The following is a 19,169-nucleotide window of genomic DNA, read 5'->3' as shown; positions in this document are numbered from 1 at the left end:
CGAAAATTTCGCGAAGCGCCCTCATGGCGACAGGAAGCAATTTTTGCAAGGTTTGGTGCACCGCAAAATAGCTTTGCAGTGGCAAATTCCAGCTTGGCAGGCGGTTCGTTGCCTCGGCTGTCGGTCGACTCTGGTCCGCTACTTAATTGTTCATGCGTTGCAGGTTCATCAGCGCCTCGCGCAAGGCCCGTTCGTTATCGTCATTCGAGGGGCGCGGATGGTGCGAACGCGGCGAGATGTTGGCATCCTGGCCTGCGGGAGGATCGAAGGCGCGCGACAGGGCCGGAGAGTCGACCGCGGCGGGTTTGCGTGCCTGCTGGTTGGGGAACAGCACGGCAGGCTGAGCCTCGCCATCCTCGGGCTCGGGTTCTTCCACCCGCACGAATTCGTCCGCATTGCGCTTGAAGGGATTGGGCGAGATGGCCACCGATCCTTCGAAAGGTTCGTCCTCCTCCTCGGTATCGGCAGTCGCTGTCGCCTCGTGTGCGTGGACAGATGGCGGCGCCTGATCGAAAGCCGGACGCGGCATTGACGCGGATCGTTCCTCTTTCAGTATCGGCAGGGTGAAGGACGCGGCGAGTTCGGAAAGGTCCTCGTCTGCGTCGTCCTCGTCCACATCGAAAGCGGCCATCGTGCCGCGGAAGGCTTCGTATCGCGAGCGCGCCAGTTCGCTCTCGCCCCGCTCGCTCCCCCTGGCAGGCTCCTGCTCTTCAGAGACCTGCGCTTCGGCGCGTGCCGAAGCAGCGGCAGCGCCGAAATAGGCAGCCATGGCCTGCGACACGTCCTCTGCCTTTGCGGGATCGAATTCGTCGGGGATCGGAGCCTCGATGACCGGTGCGTCGGCGAACGGGGCCTCTGCCGCGCCGTTGATCGGTTCACCGGCGTTCGCTTCTGCTGCACGAGCCTCAGCGGCCACGCGCGCGGCATTCGCCGCCGCCCATTCACGATGCTTTTCGAGCGTGGAGCCGAGCCGCTGTACCAACTGCACCAGGCCTTCGCACTCCTCTTCGTTCTCGGAGACGGCCTCTCCTTCCATCACCACGTCCGGCTCTGGATCGGCAAAGGCCGCAGCATCATCCGTGTCGAAACAGGGTGTATGGGCTGTCTGGAAAATCTGTTCTTCTGACACGGTGTCCTCGCTCTCAGGCGCAATATCGGCTTCGGCTTCGGCTTCGGCTTCGGCTTCGGCTTCCGGGCCGGATGCCGGCGCGGCGGCTTTTTCGCGCTCGCCCTGTCCTGTGTTCTGGTCGTCGTGCACATGCGCAATGGAGGGCGGCGAGAACGGCAGGGCCTCTGCGGGTTCGGAGTATCCGACTGCAATCACGGGGTCGCTGGCCTGCGTTTCCGGGACGAAGTCCTGGCGCTCGTCTTCGGAAACGTCATCCGGCAGGGCGGCTAGCTCTTCCAGTTCGAAAGGCTCCTCTTCCCCTGCAATGTCGGCAGGTGCGGTCTCCCGTTCACTATGACGCACGGCCAGAATGGGGCCTCGCACCTGATAATCGACGCCCGGAAGGGGAGCTATGTCCAGGAAATCGCTTGAGCCGTCTTCTTCCTCGATCGCCAGCGCACGGCGGCGGCTGGCGCTCTTGGGATCGGGCAGGTCGTCGTGCTCGTCGTCCTCGCCGTCGTTAGAACTCCTTGCACCGATCAACGGCTTGCGGATCTTCTCGGCCCCGGTCCGCTTACCCTTAGGTGCCGCGATACGGCGCGCGAGGAACAGGCCCAGCGAACCGCCCGCCAGCATGCCAGCGAGCGCCAACAGTGCCTTGGCTGTGAAACCCAGCGGCGGTGCCGCCGTCGGCAACACGGCGGAAACGCCCGTGGCAATCACGATGCTTTCCAAAACGGACGAGGGAAGTATCAGACAGCCGATTCCGAGCAGGGCGGCGAACCACAACGCCACGATCCACGGGAACGCGGGGCTGGCGGTAATCGGTGGCTTGCCTGCCTTGCGGGCAGCATTCACCGTTTTATCCATGTGCATGGGGCTGCTCGCCACGTGCCAATCCTGTTTCTTCGCCGGTTTACAACCCGCTGCCGCACAGATCAGGCAACGTGGGGGATACGGCCGTCGTGGATCGCGCCTAACAGGCCAAGGTAAACGACCCGATAACGCTGTGCATTGGTAGCCCAGTCATGCCGATTACGGACATGTTCACGAGCGGCCTGGCGGATGTCGGGCCACTCGCCGCGCCTGTCCACCAGGTCGGCCAGCGCAGCGGCGCAGGCGGCGGGATCGTCGGGTGCGAACAGCACGCCTGTCTCACCGTCGCGGATCAGTTCGCGGTGGCCGCCCACGTCGCTGGCGGCGACCAGTTGCATCTGCGCGTTCGCTTCCAGCGGCTTCAATGGCGTGACGAGATCGGTGAGGCGGCTCTTCTTGCGCGGGTAGGCCATGATGTCGGTAAGGGCGTAATACCGTTCCACCTCGGCGTGCGGCACGCGGCCTGTGAAGTGGATGCGATCGGCAACCGGTGAGGCCGCTGCCTGCGCGCGCAGGGCTTCGTCCATCGGTCCCCCACCCACCAGCAGCAGGTGCGCGCCCGGATGCCGTTCGATCAGCATGGGCATGGCGGCGATGAGATCGTCCAGCCCCTCGTAATTGTAGAAGCTGCCGATGAAGCCGATGACGGGGCCTTCCCCGATACCGAGCCGAGCCGCGAGCGCATTGTCGCGCTCGGCAGGTTCGCCGAAGGTCGTCAGATCCACGCCGTTGGGCATTATGCCGATCTTCTCGGCCGGGAATCCGCGCGCGACGAGGTCCGCCTTCAGTCCCTTGCAAATGGTCATCACGGCGTCTGCCCCGCGCACGGCGGAGTTTTCCAGTTCGCGCGTAAGGCGGTATTTCAGCGAACCTTCGCGCCCTGTCAGGTTGCCGACGGCGGCATCTTCCCAGAAAGCGCGGATTTCGTAGACCACCGGGATGCCCAGCTTGCGCCCGGCCCTGATCGCGGCAAGGCCGTTCAGCGCAGGCGAGTGGGCGTGCAGAATGTCGGGCCGCCATTCGTCGGCCAACGCCACGATGGACCTGGCCAACGCATCGATCTCGCGCCATTCCCTGATGCCGACGGGGCCGGCAGGCTTGCCGGACGTGCGGTGGAACGTGAGACCATCGACCTGCTCCACCGGCGGACCGGCGTGGACATGCCGCTGCCCGGTGATTCCGCGCACCTCCAGCCCCAAGCCTTGCTGCGCGCGCAGGATGGCGCGCGTGCGGAAGGTATAGCCGCTGTGCATCGGCAGCGAATGGTCGAGAACGTGCAGGATCCGTGTCATCGCCGCTCTCCCTGCCAGAACACACTTAACGGCGCGTCAATAGCTTGGCCCTAAACGCGGAGGCTGAACCGCAGGGACCCTTCGACCGGTGATCGACTATTTTTCCATCGCGCTTACGCACGGGCTGATCCTGTTCGCGTGCTGGCGCCTGCTGTTTCGGGATGATCTCGACAGCGAGAGCGGTTTGTCGGGCAAGGAGTCGAGGCCGTGGCTGAGGCAGCAGGACGACAGCGCCGATGCGTGATCTCGTCCTCCTTGCCTTCATCGCCGCGATCGTGGCGATGGGGGTGCGGCGCCCGTTCCTGTGGGTGCTTTTGTATATTTACGTCGATATCGTTGCCCCGCAGAAGGTGGGCTACGGCATCATCACCAGCATCTCGCTGTCGCTCCTGTGTTTTGTAGCGGCGTTTGCCGGGTATATCCTGCTCGACAACAAGCAGGGCAGCCGGTTCACCCTTCGACAGGGACTGATCCTTGCGCTGCTGGCCTGGTGCGGGGTGACGACGCTGATGGCGGACTTCCCCGCATCGGCGCTGGTGAAGTGGGACTGGGTCTGGAAGAGCCTCGTCTTCGCCGCATTCCTGCCGCTCACCTTGCGCACCAAGCTGAGGCTGGAGGCCGCTGCGCTGATCATGGTGCTCTCGGCCGCCAGCATCATCATATCGGCGGGCATCAAGACGGTGCTCTCGGGCGGCGGCTACGGCACGCTCGTCTCGCTGGTGCAGGACAATGCCGGACTCTACGAGGGCTCCACTCTCTCGACCGTCGCTATCGCCATGATTCCGTTGATAATCTGGGTGGCGCGCCACGGCACGATCATTCCCGAGCGAAAGCCCGCCATGCTGTTCGCCGCCGCGCTGGTGTTTGCCGCGCTGCTGGTGCCTATCGGCACGCAGACGCGTACGGGCCTCATCTGCATCGCCGTGCTGGGCGTACTGGTGCTGCGCACGGTGAAGTACCGCTTCGTCTACGCCGGGCTGGCGGGCCTCGCCATGCTCGTCGCGCTGCCGTTCCTGCCCGCCAGCTATACAGAGCGCATGTCCACCATCACCGAATACAGGGCGGACGAGAGCGCCTCTACCCGCGTAGCGGTGTGGGGTTGGACGCTGGATTACGTGAAGGAGAACCCGCTGGGCGGCGGTTTCGATTCCTTCCTGGGCAACAGCTTCAGCTACAGGACCCGCCAGACCGTGGAGCTGGGGAATACCGAGACCGTGGTTTACGCCGAAGTGACGGACGAGGGGCGCGCGTTCCATTCCGCATACTTCGAGGTGCTGGGCGAACAGGGCTATCCCGGATTCGCCATCTGGCTGGCGCTCCACGCCCTTGGCCTGTGGCATATGCAGCGCATCCGCCGCCGATACCGCGATGCCGCGGACGATGACGGCAGGCGCTGGTATTCACTGGCGACGGCGCTGCAGAACGGACAAGTGGTCTACCTTGTCGGCGCGGCTTTCGTCGGCATCGGCTACCAGCCCTTCATGTTCATGCTGCTGGGGCTGCAGATTGCCTTCTACAGCCTGATGAAGCGCGAGTGGGAAGGCGATGCCAAGCCGGTGCGCCCGTGGCTGCGGGAGGAAACCCCGGACGGAGCGCCCGCGTGATCGCTCCGCCGATCCCGCCGCAGAGGTCGGGCATACCGCACCTCGCCGCGCTGACGGGGCTGCGCGGGATCGCGGCATGGTGGGTGGTTTTCTACCACGCACGCCTGTCTCTGACGGACTGGATGCCCGAGGCGGGAATCGCGGTCGCCGCCAAGGGCTACCTGGCTGTCGATCTGTTCTTCATGCTCTCGGGCATCGTCATGTGGCTCAATTATGGTGGGCGGCTGCGGCGCGAGGGCGCCGCGGGCGCGCCTGCCTTCTGGTGGCGGCGATTTGCCCGTATCTGGCCGCTCCACGCCGCCGTGCTGGGCGCAATGGTCGCCTTCGCGCTGGTGCTGCTGGCGACCGGGCGCGATATGGCGAACTACCCGCTGGCAGAGCTGCCTCTGCACGTGTTGCTGGTGCAGAACTGGGGGCTGACGCCGGACCTGACGTGGAACCACCCGGCCTGGTCGATCAGTACGGAGGTGGGCGCCTACCTGATATTCCCGCTGGCCGTGGCGGCCTTGCGCTGGGAAGCGATGCGGCCCTGGGCGCTGGTGGCGGGTGTGATCGTGGCCGCGCTTGCGCTGCACGGCGTGTTCACGCTGGCAGGCGCACAGACGCTGGGCGAGCAGATCACCAGGCTGGGGCTGGTGCGTTGCATCATCGAGTTCGGCATCGGCATGATGCTCGCGAACCTGTGGGCGGCATGGCGGGGGCGTGGCGCGACGGGACTGGTGTGCGCCGCGGTGTGCGCGCTGTGCCTCGCCGCGCTATGGTTGCTCGATGGGATGGAGACGCTGCTGGTGCCGCTGGCGTTCGCTGCGCTGCTGTTGGCGCTGGCGCTGGACGAAGGCCCCGTGTCGCGCCTGTTCTCGGCGCGCCCGCTGGTATGGCTGGGGGACACAAGTTACGCGACCTACCTCGTCCATTTCCCGCTGCTGATCGCGCTGAAGCTGGTGGCGGTGGACGAGAGCCGTCAGATCGGCCAGGCGGCGTTTGCCGCTTACCTGATTGTCCTGCCGGCGCTCTCGGGCGGGCTATACCGCTGGCTGGAGAAACCCGCGCAAAAGTGGCTGAGCGCACGCCAGCCAGGCACGAGGAAAACCGCCTCGGCCTGAAAATTTCTTATGCCGGAAACTCGCTATGGTTAGGCGCGGCCTGTGCTCAGCAGGTCGCAAGGGCGAACGCCCGCCCGCAGCGGGCGCGTAGCGAAGCGGAGCGCGTCTAGCGAGGACGAACCTGCGGAGGCAGGTTCATGAGACCGACGGATTCTTCCGCATCCATTCTTCCACCACCGGGGCGATGCGGCCCCGCCACTTGCTGCCGTTGAAGATGCCGTAGTGCCCCACGTCGGGCGCCATGTGGTATTTCTTCTTAGCGGCGGGCAGGTGCTGGGCAAGGTCCAGCGCGGCGCGGGTCTGGCCGATGCCGGAAATGTCGTCGTGCTCGCCCTCGATCGCCAACAGAGCGGTATCGCGGATCGCATCGGGGTTGATCGCCTTGCCGCGGTGGACGAATTCGCCCTTGGGCAGCGAGTGTTCCTGGAAAACGTGCTCGATCGTCTGCAGGTAGAATTCCGCCGTCATGTCGCAGACCGAGAGGTATTCGTCATAGAAGCCCTTCGTCCGGTCGGCGCTGTCCTGGTCGCCCACGGTCATGTGTTTGAACATTTCGTAGTGGCTCATCATGTGATCGGAGAGGTTCATCGACAGGAAGCCCGCCAGCTGCAGGAAGCCGGGATAGACGCGGCGACCGGCGCCCGCGTAATTGAGCGGCACCGTGGCGATAACGTTGTTCTCGAACCAGCTCAGCGGCTTGTCCATCGCAAGGTCGTTCACGCTGGTGGGGCTGGCGCGGGTGTCGATCGGGCCGCCCATCATGGTGAGCGAGGCCGGGCGGCATTCGTCCTCGGCCTCCGCCATGATCGCCGTGGCGGCAAAGGCGGGCACCGAGGGCTGGCACACGGCGAGGACGTGGGTGTCCGGGCCGAGGAACTGCAGGAATTCGATAAGGTAATCGATGTAGTCGTCGAGATCGAACTGACCTTCGGACACCGGCACCAGCCGCGCGTCGGCCCAGTCGGTGATCCACACCTGCTGGTTTTCCACCATTCGCTGCACCGTGCCGCGCAGAAGGGTGGCGTAGTGCCCGCTCATCGGGGCGACGATCAGCAGCTTGGGCGCATCTTCCGGCAGGCCGTCTCGGGTGAAGCGCCGCAGGTTGCCGAACGGCTTTTCCATCACCACGCTCTCGCTGACGTAATGGGTCTCGCCATCCTTCTCCACCGGCTGGATGTCGAAATCGGGCTTGCCACGCTCCTCATACAGGTGCGCGAAGACTTTCAGCGCGGAGGCCATCGCCGGGCCCATGCCCATGTAGCCCATCGGCAAGGCCGGGTTGTCCAGCAGCCGCGCGCCCACACTGGCCCAGTTGCTGGCCGTGCCGAGCAGCGCGCGCTGCATTTCGTAAGCGGAATAAAGCAAGTCTAGCGTCCCCTGCAGACGAATGGGTGGCAGGCTGCGTTTGCCGCATGTCCCGCGCGGATACCTTTTGAACATGGTCCCTTTGCCGCCATTGTGCAATGCGGCATGGAAGAAAAGTGGTTTTTTGCAACCCAAGGGCGGCGCGGTGACCGGACAGGGCACAAAGGGTGCTTCAAAGCCGCAGGACTTTGGGCTAGTGCCCCAGCCGACATGGCAATCCCCGACGTTCCGAACCCGCCGGAAAAGGCGAAAAGCCTCGGCCCGCTCGCGATGATCTTCCGCGAGGCGAAGAAGTACCCGATGCAGGTGCTGTTCGCGGCGCTCGCCCTGCTGGTGACGGCCACGATCACCTCGCTTGCGCTGCCCAGTGCGCTGCGCCTGATCATCGACCGGGGTTTTACCGGCGATGGCGAGATCGGCCGCTGGTTCCGCTACCTGCTGATCCTCGTCAGTGTTCTGGGGCTGGCAACGGCGCTGCGGTTCTACTTCGTCAGCTGGCTGGGCGAACGGGTGGTCGCCGATATCCGGCGCAAGGTCTACGACAACCTGCTGCGTCTCTCGCCCTCGTTCTTCGAGGAAAACAGCCCCAAGGAAATCAGCAGCCGCATGGTGTCGGACACCGCGATCATCGAGCAGGTGGTGGGCACCACCGTTTCGGTCGCGCTGCGAAACATCATCATGGCCATCCTCGCCACCGGCTACCTGTTCTGGCTGGCCCCGCAACTGGCCGTGTGGCTGCTGGTGGGTCTCCCCACCGTCATTATCCCGATCACCGTGTTCGGCAGGCGCCTGCGCAATGTCAGCCGCGAGAGCCAGGACCGGGTGGCGGACGTGGGCGGCATGGTGACGGAAACGCTGTCTGCGATGAAGATCGTACAGGGGTTCAACCAGGAAAAGCGCGAGGGTGAGCGCTTCGGCGTTTCGGTGGAGCGCACCTTCGCCGTTGCGAAAACGCGCATCCTGATCCGCTCCGTCATGACGGCGATGGTCATCACGCTGGTGTTCGGCGGGATTACCGGCCTGCTGTGGCGCGGGGCGGTGCTTGTTACCACCGGAGAGATCACCGGGGGCACTATCGGCGCCTTCGTGTTCGCCAGCGCGATTGCCGCCTCCTCCTTCGGCGCGCTGACCGAAGTTCTGGGAGACCTGCTGCGCGGGGCAGGCGCGGCCAGCCGCCTGAGCGAACTGATGGAAGAACAGCCCGTGATTGAGGCGCCCGCGCGCCCGCAGGCCCTGCCGCAGCCGCCGCGCGGCAGCCTCGCTTTTCAGAACGTCAGCTTCAGCTATCCCACGCGGCCCGGCGAACAGGCGATCGTCGATTTCTCGCTGACGGTCGAGCCGGGCGAGACCGTGGCCATCGTCGGCCCCTCCGGCGCGGGCAAGAGCACGATCTTCCAGCTTGCCGAGCGGTTCTACGATCCGCAGGTCGGCACCGTGCGGATGGACGGCGTGCCGCTGACCCAGGCCGACCCAGCCGAGGTACGCCGCCGCATGGCGCTGGTGCCGCAGGAGGGCGTACTGTTCGCCGCCAATGCCCGTGACAACCTGCGCTACGGCGCGTGGGAAGCGGACGAGGAAGCCATCTGGGAAGCCGCCCGCGCCGCCAATGCCGAACAGTTCCTGCGCGATCTGCCCGAGGGGCTCGACACCTTCCTTGGCGAAGGCGGCGCGCGCCTTTCGGGCGGCCAGCGCCAGCGCCTTGCCATTGCCCGCGCCCTGCTGCGGGATGCGCCAATCCTGCTGCTGGACGAGGCGACGAGCGCCCTCGATGCCGAAAGCGAGCGGCTGGTGCAGGACGCGCTCGATCACCTGATGGCAAACCGAACCACGCTGGTGATCGCCCATCGGCTCGCCACAGTGCGCGCGGCGGACCGGATTATCGTGATGGAAGACGGGCGCATCGTCGAGCAGGGCGATCATGCCAGCCTGACCGCGCAAGGCGGCCTCTATGCCCGCCTCGCGGCGCTGCAATTCGACGATCCAGCTCACAGTCGGTCGCTTGCCCAACCTCTGGCCTAGACTTTAGGCTAGTGCCCTGTTCCGCAAGGCGTTCATGTCTTGCGTCGAGTGGAATCACCCCTACATCGAATTCGTAACGACAGAAACCGGATGTCCATTTTGGAGGAAGCCGGTCTTGAATCCAAGAATTCCGCCCAGAAGAGGACTGCTTACCCAATGATCCGCAAGTTGCTTGTCACTTCGGCATCCGTCATCGGACTTGCCGTGGCCGCCCCTGCCTTCGCGCAGGATGATACTCCCGCCGCCTCCACCGCGCCCACCATGGATTTCGGTACCTGGGGTGTCGATCTGAACCAGCTCGACGACAGCGTCGATCCGGGTGACGATTTCAACGCCTACACCAACGCCAAGTGGATCAATGCCAACGAGATCCCGGCGGACCGCCAGCGTTACGGCGCGTTCGACATGCTGCGCGAGGAATCGATCCACGACGTGGAAGTCCTGGTGCGCGACCTTGTTGCATCCAACCCCGCGCCCGGCACCACCGCGCGCCGCATCGTCGATGCCTACAACGCCTACGTCGACATGGACGCGATCGACGCCAGCGGCCTTGCCCCGGCGCAGCCCTACCTGCAGGAAATCTACAACGCGCCCGATCTCGAAGCGCTGACCCGCCTGTTCATGGAAGCGGGCTATCCCGCCCTCGTCACTGCGGGCGTCGGTATCGATGCGCGCAACCCCACCGACTACGTCGTCAGCCTCGGCTTCGATGGCATGGGCCTGCCGGACCGCGACTATTACCTCGTCGATTCCGAGAGCAACCTGGAAATCCGCGAAGCCTACAAGGATTATCTCACCTTCGTGCTCGGCAAGGCCGGATACCAGGATGCCCGCGGCGCTGCCGAAGCGGTCTACGCGTTCGAGACCAAGGTCGCCCGGCTGGAATGGGCGCGGCAGATGTTCCGCCTGCCGCAGCTGACCTACAACGAGCTGACCCCTGCCGAACTGACCGAAATGGCCGGCGATTTCCCCATCGCAACGTTGCTGGAAGCGGGCCAGTTCTCCGACCAGACCCGCTTCCTCGCGCCGCAGATCCCGCCGACCGCCGAAGAGGTGGAAGCGCTGGGCCTGACGGCAGAGCAGCAGGCGATGATCGGCGAAGGCCTGCCCGGCATGATGAAGCTGGTCACCGAAACGCCGCTTGCGACGATGAAGGCCTTCATGGCCGCGCAGTTCCTGTCGAACAACGCCGCCGTGCTTTCCAGCGAGCTGGATGATGCGCGCTTCGAGTTCTACGGGCGCACCATCAGCGGCCAGGAAGCGCAGCAGGAGCGCTGGAAGCGCGCCATCGGCGCTGTCGAAGGCACGCTGGGCGAGCAGCTGGGCGCGCTCTATGTCGAGCGGTACTTCCCGCCCGAAAGCAAGGCCCGCATGGACGAGCTGGTGGCGAACCTGCAGCGTGCGATGTCCGCCGCGCTCGACGAGAACGAGTGGATGACCGCCGACACGCTGACCGAAGCGCGCACCAAGCTGGAAGGCTTCGTGCCGATGATCGGCTATCCGGACGAGTTCGAAACCTACGACGGTCTCGAAATCACCCCGGACGATCCGCTGGCCAACCGCATGAGCGCGATCCGCTGGAACCAGCAGGACAACCTCTCGCGCCTCGGCACCAAGGTCGATCCCAGCGAGTGGGGCATGCTGCCGCAGACGGTGAATGCCTACTATTCGCCGCTCACCAACCGCATCGTCTTCCCCGCGGCGATCCTGCAGCCGCCGTTCTTCAACGCGGAAGCCGACCCGGCCGTGAACTACGGCGCCATCGGCGCGGTGATCGGTCATGAGATCGGTCACGGCTACGACGATCAGGGCTCGCAGTTCGATGCCTCCGGCACCCTGCGCAACTGGTGGCAGGATTCGGACCGCGAGGGCTTCGAGCAGTTCACCCAGCGCATGGGCGAATTCATTGAGGCCTATTGCCCGGTCGACAGCCCCGAAGGCCCGGTCTGCCTGCGCGCCGGCCAGTCCATGGGTGAAACCCTTGGCGACGTCGTCGGCCTGCAGATGGCGCACCGCGCCTATCGCCTGTCGCTGAACGGCCAGGAAGCACCGGTGATCGACGGCCTGACCGGCGACCAGCGCTTCTTCCTCGGCTTTGCCCAGGTTTGGCGCGGCATGGAACGCGAGGAATCGCTGCGCAACCGCGTGATGACGGCCAACCACCCGCCGGGTGAATTCCGCCTCAACAACGCGGTGCGCCATCTCGACGCGTGGTACGATGCCTTCAACGTGGGCCCGGACGATGAGCTCTACCTGGCACCGGAAGATCGCATTTCGATCTGGTAAGGCGCAAAAAACCAACCGTTGATACCCAAATGTGCGGGGGCGAGGCTTGACTTCGCCCCCGTTTTGGTTGGAGGCCCGTTGCGCTTTCAAACCACGCTCAGTTTCCAGTCCAGGACCATTATTCGCGCATGACTTTCCTTCAGATGTTGATCCTCGCCATCGTGCAGGGGATCACCGAATTCCTGCCGATCTCGTCCTCCGGGCACCTGATCCTCGTGCCGGTGTTTCTCGACTTTCCCGATCAGGGGCCGATGCTCGACATCGCCGTGCACATCGGTTCGCTGCTGGCGATCATCGTCTACTTCTTCAAGGACGCCTGGGGTCTGGCGCGGGGCGGCTTCGCCACGGTCGGAATCGGCAATGCGCCTAAGGAGAAGCGACTGTTCTGGTGGATCGTGCTGGGCACTATCCCTGCCGTGATCGCGGGTCTTGCCATAAAGACGGGCGCGCTGAATGGCGTGGCAGTGGCGCTGTTCGGCCTCAAGATCGAGGACGGCGACCTGCTCGCGTCGTTGCGCTTCACCGATCTCATCGCGTTCAACCTCATTTTCTATGGGATCCTGCTCGGCCTTGCCGACTATTTCGGGCGCGAGGACCGTTCCTACGAAGACATGACCTGGCGCGATGGACTGCTGGTGGGCCTAGCGCAGGCACTGGCGCTGATCCCCGGCACCAGCCGTTCCGGCGTTACCATGACGGCGGCACGTGTTCTCGGCTTTGGCCGGGTGGAAGCGGCGCGCTTTTCCTTCCTCCTGTCCATCCCCGCGGTGGCGGGCGCAGGTGTGCTGATCGTTCCGGACCTGATGGAAGCGGGCAGCGAGATGGTGATCGAAGCGCTGATCACCGGCGCGCTGACATTCGTCGCCGCTTTCGCCACCATGGCCTTCCTGATGAACTTCTTGAAGAAGGCATCCATGCTGGTCTTCGTGATCTATCGTATCGCCATGGGCGTATTGCTGCTGTGGATGTTCTAATCCGGCGTTAACGAATTAAACGAAGCTTTATCAGTGACTTCCCTGCGGACTTGCTGCATCTGGCGCCGACCTGCGGCTGCCTTTGAGGAACCCGCCTGCGCTATGGCCCGTTCTACAGGTGACGAAACGCAAGGAAGAGGCAGATGGGCTATCTCTACATGATACTGGTGGGCGTGGTCCTGGGTTGGCAGGCGGCATTCGTGCTGCGCGCCGAATCCACCCGCGCGCTCGCCCGTTTCATCGGAGTCGGTGTGGCCGGCTCGCTTGTGTCCGGCATCCTCCTTACCCCTGCCCTGAGCGAGGGGAATCTTATTTCAGGAACCTATACGGTAGATGCGTTGTTGATCACCATGGCCGGGGCTATAGCCGCGCTCGCAGCTTGTCATTTGCTGCACATGCGCGGGTTTTTCGAGCCGGGTCTGGAAAGACGTTAGTATCGTTTCTCAAGGCCTTTTCCGTGTGTGGGATGGCCGTTTCTGGAAGGGAAGTACCAAATGAAGAAGATTCTTGCTTTCGCCTCTGCTGCTGCGCTGGGCCTCGGTCTCGCTGCCTGTGATAGCCCGAGCGAAGAAGCTGCAGAAGAAGAAGCCGAAGCCATGGAAGAGCAGGCCGACGACATGGAAGACGCCGGCATGATCACCGACGAAGAAGCGGACGCGATGGAAGCCGAAGCTGACGACATCGAAGACGCCGCCGAAGGCGACACCGACACCTACACCGAAGGCATGGAAGAAGCCGTCAACTAAGAGACGCCTTTCCCAGAACATGAAAAGGGCCGATCCTCGCTGGAGGGTCGGCCCTTTTTCTATGCGATTGTGACTGGCAGGATCAGACCGGCCTGGCGCTGCTTCCGCGCCCGCCGCGCAGGAAATATTCCTGTGTGCCCCGGTGCAGCACGTTGTCGACGTCGATCACCGCCGAATTGGCATAGGTGAACCCGGCACCGAGGTTGCGATAAAGCCGATCGAAATCGCGTTCCACCGTCTGGCGGTAAAGATCCTCGAAGCTCTCGATCACGAAATAGGTCGGTTGCAGGTCATCGATCACGTAGTCGGTGCGCATGACCCGGTCGACATTCAGCATGATGCGGTTGGGGCTTTCACCCTCCAATGCGAAGATCGCCTCGGTCGGGCCGGACAGGATGCCCGCACCGTAGATGCGCGGTTCGCCCGCTTCCAGCATCAGGCCGAATTCCACCGTGTACCAGTAAAGCGAACCCAGCGCCTTCAGCTTGTTGTAGCGCATGGCCTTCCACCCCGCGCGGCCGTATTCCTGCATGTAGTCGGCAAACGTCGGGTCGGTCAGCAGCGGCACGTGGCCGAACACATCGTGGAAGACGTCCGGCTCCTGGATGTAGTCGAAAGTCTCGCGCGTGCGGATGAAGTTGCCAGCCGGGAAGCGGCGATTGGCGAGGTGCCAGAAGAACACGTGATCGGGAATCAGCATGGGCACGGGCACCACGCTCCAGCCGGTCAGCTTGCCCAGTTCCTCAGATAGCTCTCCGAAATCGGGCACGCCGCCCTTGCCGAGGTCGAGCTTTTCAAGCCCTTCCAGCATGGCCGAACACGCGCGGCCGGGCAGCACGCCCATCTGGCGCGCGAACAGGTCGTCCCAGACCTTGTCGTCCTCACTGTCGTACTGCGTTTGCTGCGGCTCCAGCCAGTCCTCGCCCACGTGGGCGGGGCGTTTGAGCGGCGCGGTGAAGACATCGTTCGAGACCACAGGCAGGGCGCTGAAATCGTGCGGGCGTTCTTCGGCTTCAGGCGGCTTTTCGGCAATATCGGTCATGTTTCACTTGATACCACATCTGTCGGGCCGGAGCGAATCATGGGGCCTGGGGCACGGTCGTTTCGTCCGGCGTTGTTTCATCTACGTTTCCAGCAGGTTCGCGTTCCTCCAGCATGGCGGCGGCATCTCGCAGGGCGGCTTCCTCGCCCTCTGTCGCGGGTGCGGGGCCGCGACCTGTCTCGCCGTCGCTGCAGGCGGCACATGCAAGAAGGGCCAGGCCCGCGAAGGCCCGGCCCCACCTGCGCTGGTTGCGCGCGCGGATCACTCGGTCGCGGCGTCCATTTCGGCCTGTGCAGCCTCGGCAGCGGCGAGGGCATCGTCGACGGCTTCCTGGGCCTCGTCACCGGCGGCTTCGGCGGTGGCTTCGGCTTCGTCCATCGCGGCTTCGACGTCTTCTTCCGTCATGGCATCGGCATCCTCGACCGGATCGGGCGCACCGGCCATCGCATCGTCCGCGGGCACTTCCACGGTGTCGGCAACGGCTTCTTCGGAAGCGTCGGTGGAATCACCGCAGGCGGCGAGCGCGAGAGCGGCGGTGATGGTAACGAATGCAAGCTTTTTCATGGTGGGCTATGTCCCCTTCCTCGTGGTTGAACTGAGGCGGCGGTATAGCCGCGCAACGTCCACGTGGAAATGCCTGTTGCGACGGTAGGCGCGGGGGCGGCGACCTGTCACATGGAGCATCGTGATCGACACGCTGGATCTTGCCCGGGCGCGCGAGGAATTGCGCCGCCTCTTTGGCTTTGCTGACTTCCGCGGTCGGCAGGCTGACGTGGTGGAGCGCGTGCTGGCGCGGCAGAGCACGCTGGCGGTAATGCCGACGGGGGCGGGCAAGTCGCTCACTTACCAGCTTCCCGCGACCATGCTGGAGGGAACGTGCGTGGTGATCTCGCCGCTCATCGCCCTGATGCACGACCAGTTGCGCAGCGCGCGGGCCAACGGCATACGCGCTGCCACGCTCACCAGCGCCGATGCCGACTGGCGCGAGACGCTGGATGCATTCCGGGCTGGCGAACTGGACCTGCTATACGTCGCTCCGGAACGTGCCAGCCAGCCTGGCTTTCGCGACCTGCTGACCTCTGCGCGGGTTGCCCTGTTCGCGGTGGACGAGGCGCACTGTGTTTCCGAATGGGGCCACGATTTCCGCCCGGACTATCGCCAGCTTCGGCCGTTGATGGATGCCTTCCCCGATGTGCCGCGCCTTGCGCTGACGGCCACGGCGGACGCACATACGCGGGCCGATATCCTTGCTCAGCTTGGAATTCCGGAGGAAGGCCTGGTCGTCGCCGGGTTCGACCGGCCCAATATCCGCTACGCCATTCGCCCGCGCGATTCGCTGCCCCGGCAACTGGCTCGGCTGTGCGCGGATAATCCGGGTCCGGGCATCGTCTACGCACCCACCCGCCGCAAGGTGGAGCAGCTGGCTGAACAACTGGCGAAGGACACGGGCCGCTCGGTGCTGCCCTATCACGCAGGCCTGTCGCCAGAGGTTCGCGCCGAGAACCAGGCGAAGTTCGTCGCCAGCGAGGACATGGTGATGGTGGCGACTATCGCCTTCGGCATGGGGATCGACAAGCCGGACGTGCGCTTCGTCGCACACGCGGCAACGCCCAAGTCGATCGAGGCCTATTACCAGGAAACGGGCCGCGCGGGCCGCGACGGCGATCCGTCTGTGGCCCTGATGCTGTGGGGCGCGGGCGACTTCGCGCAGGCGCGGATGCGCGTGGCCGAGGTGGACGAGGCACGCCAGCACGGCGAGCGGCAGCGGCTCGATGCACTGGCAGGTCTTGTCGAGACCGCCGGTTGCCGCCGCGCCGTGTTGCTGCGTCATTTCGGCGAGGATCCGCCGCAGACCTGCGGCAATTGCGACAACTGCCTCGATCCGCCCAAGGTGATCGAAGTGACACAGCTTGCGCGCAAGCTCCTGTCCGCCGTCTATCGCACCGGGCAGACCTTCGGCTTCGGCCACTTGCAAAAGGTTCTGACCGGCGTTGCCGACGAACGCGTGGTGCAAAAGGGGCATGAGAGCCTGTCGGTGTTCGGGATCGTGGAGGGCGAGGATGCGGCGCTCCTCCAGCCCGTATCCCGCGCGCTTCAGGTGCGCGGCAGCCTGGTGCAGACCGAGCACGGCGGCCTCGCGCTGGCAGGGGACGCGCGCGATATCCTGACAGGCGAGGCCGAAGTGGTGATGGCCAAGCCACCGGAGCGTCAGCGTGGACGGAACGGGCGGGGGCGTGGTGGCTCCACCCCCAATCCCGTGGGCGATCCGCTGTTCGATGCCTTGCGCAACCTGCGGCGCGATCTGGCGGCGGAAGCGGGCGTTCCGCCCTATGTGGTGTTCCACGATGCGGTCTTGCGCGCGATGGCGGCGGACAGGCCGGTGAACCTCGCCGAGATGTCGCAAATCCCCGGTGTCGGCGCGAAGAAGCTGGAAGCTTACGGCGAGGCATTCCTCAAGGCGATTGCAGAGAGCTGAGGCACATTCCCGATTCTGCTTCCCCAAACCGGCAATTTGATATAAAAGTAATATCATAATTATATCAAACAGGAGGGTTTTCGATGAGTACAGAACACATTCCCATGGCGCGCAGCCGGGAAGTCCCGGCGAGCGGCTACAACGGTTATGTCATGCTGCTGGTATCGCTGGCGCTGACGCTGGGCGGCGTCTGGCTATTTCTCGCGGGCGTGTCAGTTGCCAAGGCGGACGGGTCCCCGCTGATGCTGATTATCGGCATTCTCATCGCGCTGGTCGGCCTGCTGTCGTGGATCGGCTTCTACATGATCCAGCCGAACCAGGGCGCGGTGATCACGCTGTTCGGCGAGTATCGCGGCACCGACCGGACGGAGGGCCTTCGCTGGGTCTGGCCGTGGATGATGAAGCAGAAGATCAGCGTGCGCGCACACAACATCCATTCCGAGCGTATCAAGATCAACGACCTGCGCGGCAACCCCATCGACATTGCCTGTAACGTGGTGTGGCGCGTGCGCGATACGGCGCAGGCCGTGTTCGACGTCGACGATTACGATGAGTTCGTGAACATCCAGATCGAGGCGGGCCTGCGCACCGTGGGCGCGCGCCATCCCTACGACGATTTCGAGGAAAACGAGACGACGCTGCGCGGCAGCCCGGACGTGGTGAACTCCGAATTGCAGGCCGAGCTCAACGAGCGCCTTGCTGTGGCCGGGATCGTGGTGGACGAGGCGGGCCTCACCCACCTTGCCTACGCCAGCGAAATCGCCGGGGCCATGCTCCGCCGCCAGCAGGCCGAGGCCGTGATCGCCGCCCGCGCCAAGCTGGTGATGGGCGCGGTTTCCATGGTGGAGATGGCGCTGGAAAAGCTGTCCGCCGACGATATCGTACACCTTGATGACGAGCGCCGCGCGGCCATGGTGTCCAACCTGATGGTGGTGCTGTGCGGCGAGCGGGACGTGAACCCGGTCGTCAACGCGGGCTCGCTCTACCAGTAAAAACCCATGCCCAAGGCCCAGAAGAAAGCATTTGCCCTGCGGCTAGACCCGGCGCTCCACGACGTTGTGGAGCGCCTTGCCGCAGGCGAACTGCGTTCGGTCAATGCCGAGATAGAGGTGCTGCTGCGCGAGGCCCTGAAACGGCGCGGGATCGAGGTGCCGAAAACGGTCGCTCCGCGCCGGGGGAGGCCACCGAAGGACGCCTGACAAGGGGCAGGGCGTTAACCATTGTACGCTAGTCTGCGCCCATGATCTCGCAGGTTTCCCGCCTTGCCCCGCGCCGCTTGCCGACAGGCGTGATCGGGGCCTTTGCCGCCCTCGCCGTGGCCGCCATTCCGCTTGCGACCCTGTTCGCGCAGGAGCGGCAGCCTCCGTTCACCGTGGTGGAGACCGGGCGCGGCTACGATCGGCTGCAGGACGCGGTCGATGCCATCGGCGACGCGCGCGGCTCCATCTCCATCGCGCCCGGCCGCTACGAACAGTGCGCGGTGCAGACCGCAGGCTCCGTGTCCTACCTTTCCGCGCAGGCGGGGGCCGCCGTGTTCGACGGCGTGACATGCGAGGGCAAGGCCGCGCTGGTGCTGCGCGGACGCAGCGCAGAAGTTTCCGGCATCGTCTTCCAGAACGTGCGTGTGCCCGATTTCAACGGTTCGGGCATCCGGCTGGAGCAGGGCAACCTGACCGTGGCACAAAGCTGGTTCCGCGATAGCCAGCAGGGCATCCTGACGCACAACGATCCCGCCGGGCGGCTGGTGATCGACCGCAGCACCTTCACCCGCCTCGGCACTTGCGAGGGTTCGGGCGGCTGCGCCCATTCGATCTACACCGGCGAATACGGCCACGTGCGCATCACCCGCAGTCGGTTCGAGCAGGGACGCGGCGGCCACTATGTGAAGGCCCGCGCGATCCGCGTCGACATTGCATCCTCCAGCTTCGACGATTCCGCCGGGCGCGGCACCAATTACATGATCGACCTGCCAGGTGGGGCCAGCGGGCAGATCGCCAACAACTGGTTCGTGCAGGGGCAGGACAAGGAAAACCACGCCGCCTTCATCGCCGTCGCCGCCGAGGGGCGCGCGCGCGACAGTTCCGGCCTGTCCGTTGTCGGCAACGATGCGCGCTTCGCCAGCGGGGTCGATCGCGAGTCGGTTTTCGTCGCCGACTGGTCGGGCGACATGGGCGGCGTGGGCGAGAACGCGCTCGACCGCCGCTTGACACGTTACGAGATCATCCGCTGACGCCTCTCGCCAGCGGGTCTTTTGCGGGAACGTGTGACCCTGCTAGGC

At 64.7% G+C, this 19,169-nt stretch carries 18 protein-coding genes; 12 read left to right on the top strand and 6 right to left on the bottom strand.

The genetic code is table 11. The features are described from left to right. Positions 1-142: 142 nt before the first annotated feature. Positions 143-1,978 carry a hypothetical protein gene (locus D4Q51_RS09010; protein WP_205689468.1) on the bottom strand — a complete coding sequence of 612 codons (1,836 nt, stop codon included), beginning with the start codon at positions 1,976-1,978 and terminating at the stop codon, positions 143-145. 68 nt (positions 1,979-2,046) lie between these two features. Continuing rightward, positions 2,047-3,276 carry a TIGR04063 family PEP-CTERM/XrtA system glycosyltransferase gene (locus tag D4Q51_RS09005; RefSeq protein ID WP_120077404.1) on the bottom strand — a complete coding sequence of 410 codons (1,230 nt, stop codon included), beginning with the start codon at positions 3,274-3,276 and terminating at the stop codon, positions 2,047-2,049. Positions 3,277-3,364: 88 nt separating this feature from the next. Here D4Q51_RS09005 and D4Q51_RS15705 point away from each other — a divergent pair, with 88 nt between their 5' ends. Genes D4Q51_RS15705 through D4Q51_RS08995 form a run of 3 tightly spaced genes read left to right on the top strand, consistent with a single transcriptional unit; the run spans position 3,365 to position 5,983 of the window. Next, the gene (locus D4Q51_RS15705; protein ID WP_162925249.1) at positions 3,365-3,520 is read left to right on the top strand and encodes a hypothetical protein; all 156 of its coding nucleotides are present in this window, start codon (positions 3,365-3,367) and stop codon (positions 3,518-3,520) included. Continuing rightward, positions 3,513-4,880: a putative O-glycosylation ligase, exosortase A system-associated gene (locus D4Q51_RS09000; RefSeq protein ID WP_120077403.1), complete on the top strand. Its 1,368-nt coding sequence runs from the start codon at positions 3,513-3,515 to the stop codon at positions 4,878-4,880. Before D4Q51_RS15705 ends, D4Q51_RS09000 begins: the two co-directional genes overlap by 8 nt. Further along, the gene (locus D4Q51_RS08995) at positions 4,877-5,983 is read left to right on the top strand and encodes an acyltransferase family protein (RefSeq protein ID WP_240624645.1); all 1,107 of its coding nucleotides are present in this window, start codon (positions 4,877-4,879) and stop codon (positions 5,981-5,983) included. The genes D4Q51_RS09000 and D4Q51_RS08995 overlap by 4 nt, the downstream gene beginning before the upstream one ends. Before the next feature lie 135 nt (positions 5,984-6,118). Here D4Q51_RS08995 and D4Q51_RS08990 read toward each other — a convergent pair whose 3' ends face one another. Beyond that, on the bottom strand, positions 6,119-7,348 hold the full coding sequence (locus tag D4Q51_RS08990; RefSeq protein WP_205689467.1) for a polyhydroxyalkanoate depolymerase: 1,230 nt from the start codon (positions 7,346-7,348) through the stop codon (positions 6,119-6,121). Positions 7,349-7,558: 210 nt separating this feature from the next. Between D4Q51_RS08990 and D4Q51_RS08985 the strand changes: the two genes are divergently transcribed. The 5 genes from D4Q51_RS08985 to D4Q51_RS08965 all read left to right on the top strand — a co-directional run bounded on the left by D4Q51_RS08985 (position 7,559) and on the right by D4Q51_RS08965 (position 13,373). After that, positions 7,559-9,367 carry an ABC transporter transmembrane domain-containing protein gene (locus D4Q51_RS08985; RefSeq protein WP_120077401.1) on the top strand — a complete coding sequence of 603 codons (1,809 nt, stop codon included), beginning with the start codon at positions 7,559-7,561 and terminating at the stop codon, positions 9,365-9,367. Between the two features lie 156 nt (positions 9,368-9,523). Then, positions 9,524-11,653 (top strand): M13 family metallopeptidase, encoded by a 2,130-nt coding sequence (locus tag D4Q51_RS08980; RefSeq protein ID WP_120077495.1) that lies wholly within the window; start codon positions 9,524-9,526, stop codon positions 11,651-11,653. A gap of 128 nt (positions 11,654-11,781) precedes the next feature. Next, entirely contained in the window at positions 11,782-12,627 is an 846-nt protein-coding gene (locus tag D4Q51_RS08975; protein WP_120077400.1) for an undecaprenyl-diphosphate phosphatase, read from the top strand. A gap of 143 nt (positions 12,628-12,770) precedes the next feature. Further along, the gene (locus D4Q51_RS08970) at positions 12,771-13,061 is read left to right on the top strand and encodes a hypothetical protein (protein ID WP_120077399.1); all 291 of its coding nucleotides are present in this window, start codon (positions 12,771-12,773) and stop codon (positions 13,059-13,061) included. Positions 13,062-13,121: 60 nt separating this feature from the next. After that, positions 13,122-13,373, top strand: a complete 252-nt coding sequence (locus D4Q51_RS08965; RefSeq protein ID WP_120077398.1) for a hypothetical protein — start codon at positions 13,122-13,124, stop codon at positions 13,371-13,373. Positions 13,374-13,455: 82 nt separating this feature from the next. Here the strand turns inward: D4Q51_RS08965 and phhA are convergent, their stop codons facing one another. The 3 genes from phhA to D4Q51_RS08950 are packed head-to-tail and all read right to left on the bottom strand — an operon-like array spanning position 13,456 to position 14,979. Next, positions 13,456-14,415 carry a phenylalanine 4-monooxygenase gene (gene phhA, locus D4Q51_RS08960; RefSeq protein ID WP_120077397.1) on the bottom strand — a complete coding sequence of 320 codons (960 nt, stop codon included), beginning with the start codon at positions 14,413-14,415 and terminating at the stop codon, positions 13,456-13,458. 37 nt (positions 14,416-14,452) lie between these two features. Continuing rightward, a complete protein-coding gene (locus D4Q51_RS15860; protein WP_240624644.1) occupies positions 14,453-14,680 on the bottom strand; it encodes a hypothetical protein in 228 nt (75 codons plus the stop codon). Beyond that, positions 14,677-14,979, bottom strand: coding sequence for a hypothetical protein (locus D4Q51_RS08950; RefSeq protein WP_120077396.1), 303 nt, complete (start codon positions 14,977-14,979; stop codon positions 14,677-14,679). Before D4Q51_RS08950 ends, D4Q51_RS15860 begins: the two co-directional genes overlap by 4 nt. Before the next feature lie 121 nt (positions 14,980-15,100). On the opposite strand from D4Q51_RS08950, the gene recQ reads away from it, so the two are divergent. The 4 genes from recQ to D4Q51_RS08930 all read left to right on the top strand — a co-directional run bounded on the left by recQ (position 15,101) and on the right by D4Q51_RS08930 (position 19,121). Beyond that, the gene (gene recQ, locus D4Q51_RS08945; protein WP_205689466.1) at positions 15,101-16,891 is read left to right on the top strand and encodes a DNA helicase RecQ; all 1,791 of its coding nucleotides are present in this window, start codon (positions 15,101-15,103) and stop codon (positions 16,889-16,891) included. A gap of 83 nt (positions 16,892-16,974) precedes the next feature. After that, complete coding sequence (locus tag D4Q51_RS08940) at positions 16,975-17,883, top strand: SPFH domain-containing protein (RefSeq protein ID WP_120077394.1); 909 nt, start codon at positions 16,975-16,977, stop codon at positions 17,881-17,883. A 6-nt stretch (positions 17,884-17,889) separates the two neighbouring features. After that, on the top strand, positions 17,890-18,090 hold the full coding sequence (locus tag D4Q51_RS08935) for a type II toxin-antitoxin system antitoxin (RefSeq protein WP_120077393.1): 201 nt from the start codon (positions 17,890-17,892) through the stop codon (positions 18,088-18,090). Between the two features lie 41 nt (positions 18,091-18,131). After that, the gene (locus D4Q51_RS08930; protein ID WP_240624643.1) at positions 18,132-19,121 is read left to right on the top strand and encodes a right-handed parallel beta-helix repeat-containing protein; all 990 of its coding nucleotides are present in this window, start codon (positions 18,132-18,134) and stop codon (positions 19,119-19,121) included. Positions 19,122-19,169: the final 48 nt, after the last annotated feature.

Source organism: Aurantiacibacter odishensis, assembly GCF_003605195.1.
GTDB lineage: Bacteria > Pseudomonadota > Alphaproteobacteria > Sphingomonadales > Sphingomonadaceae > Alteraurantiacibacter > Alteraurantiacibacter odishensis.
Note: the sequence above shows the minus strand (reverse complement) of the source record. Positions and strands in the feature narration are given on the sequence as shown.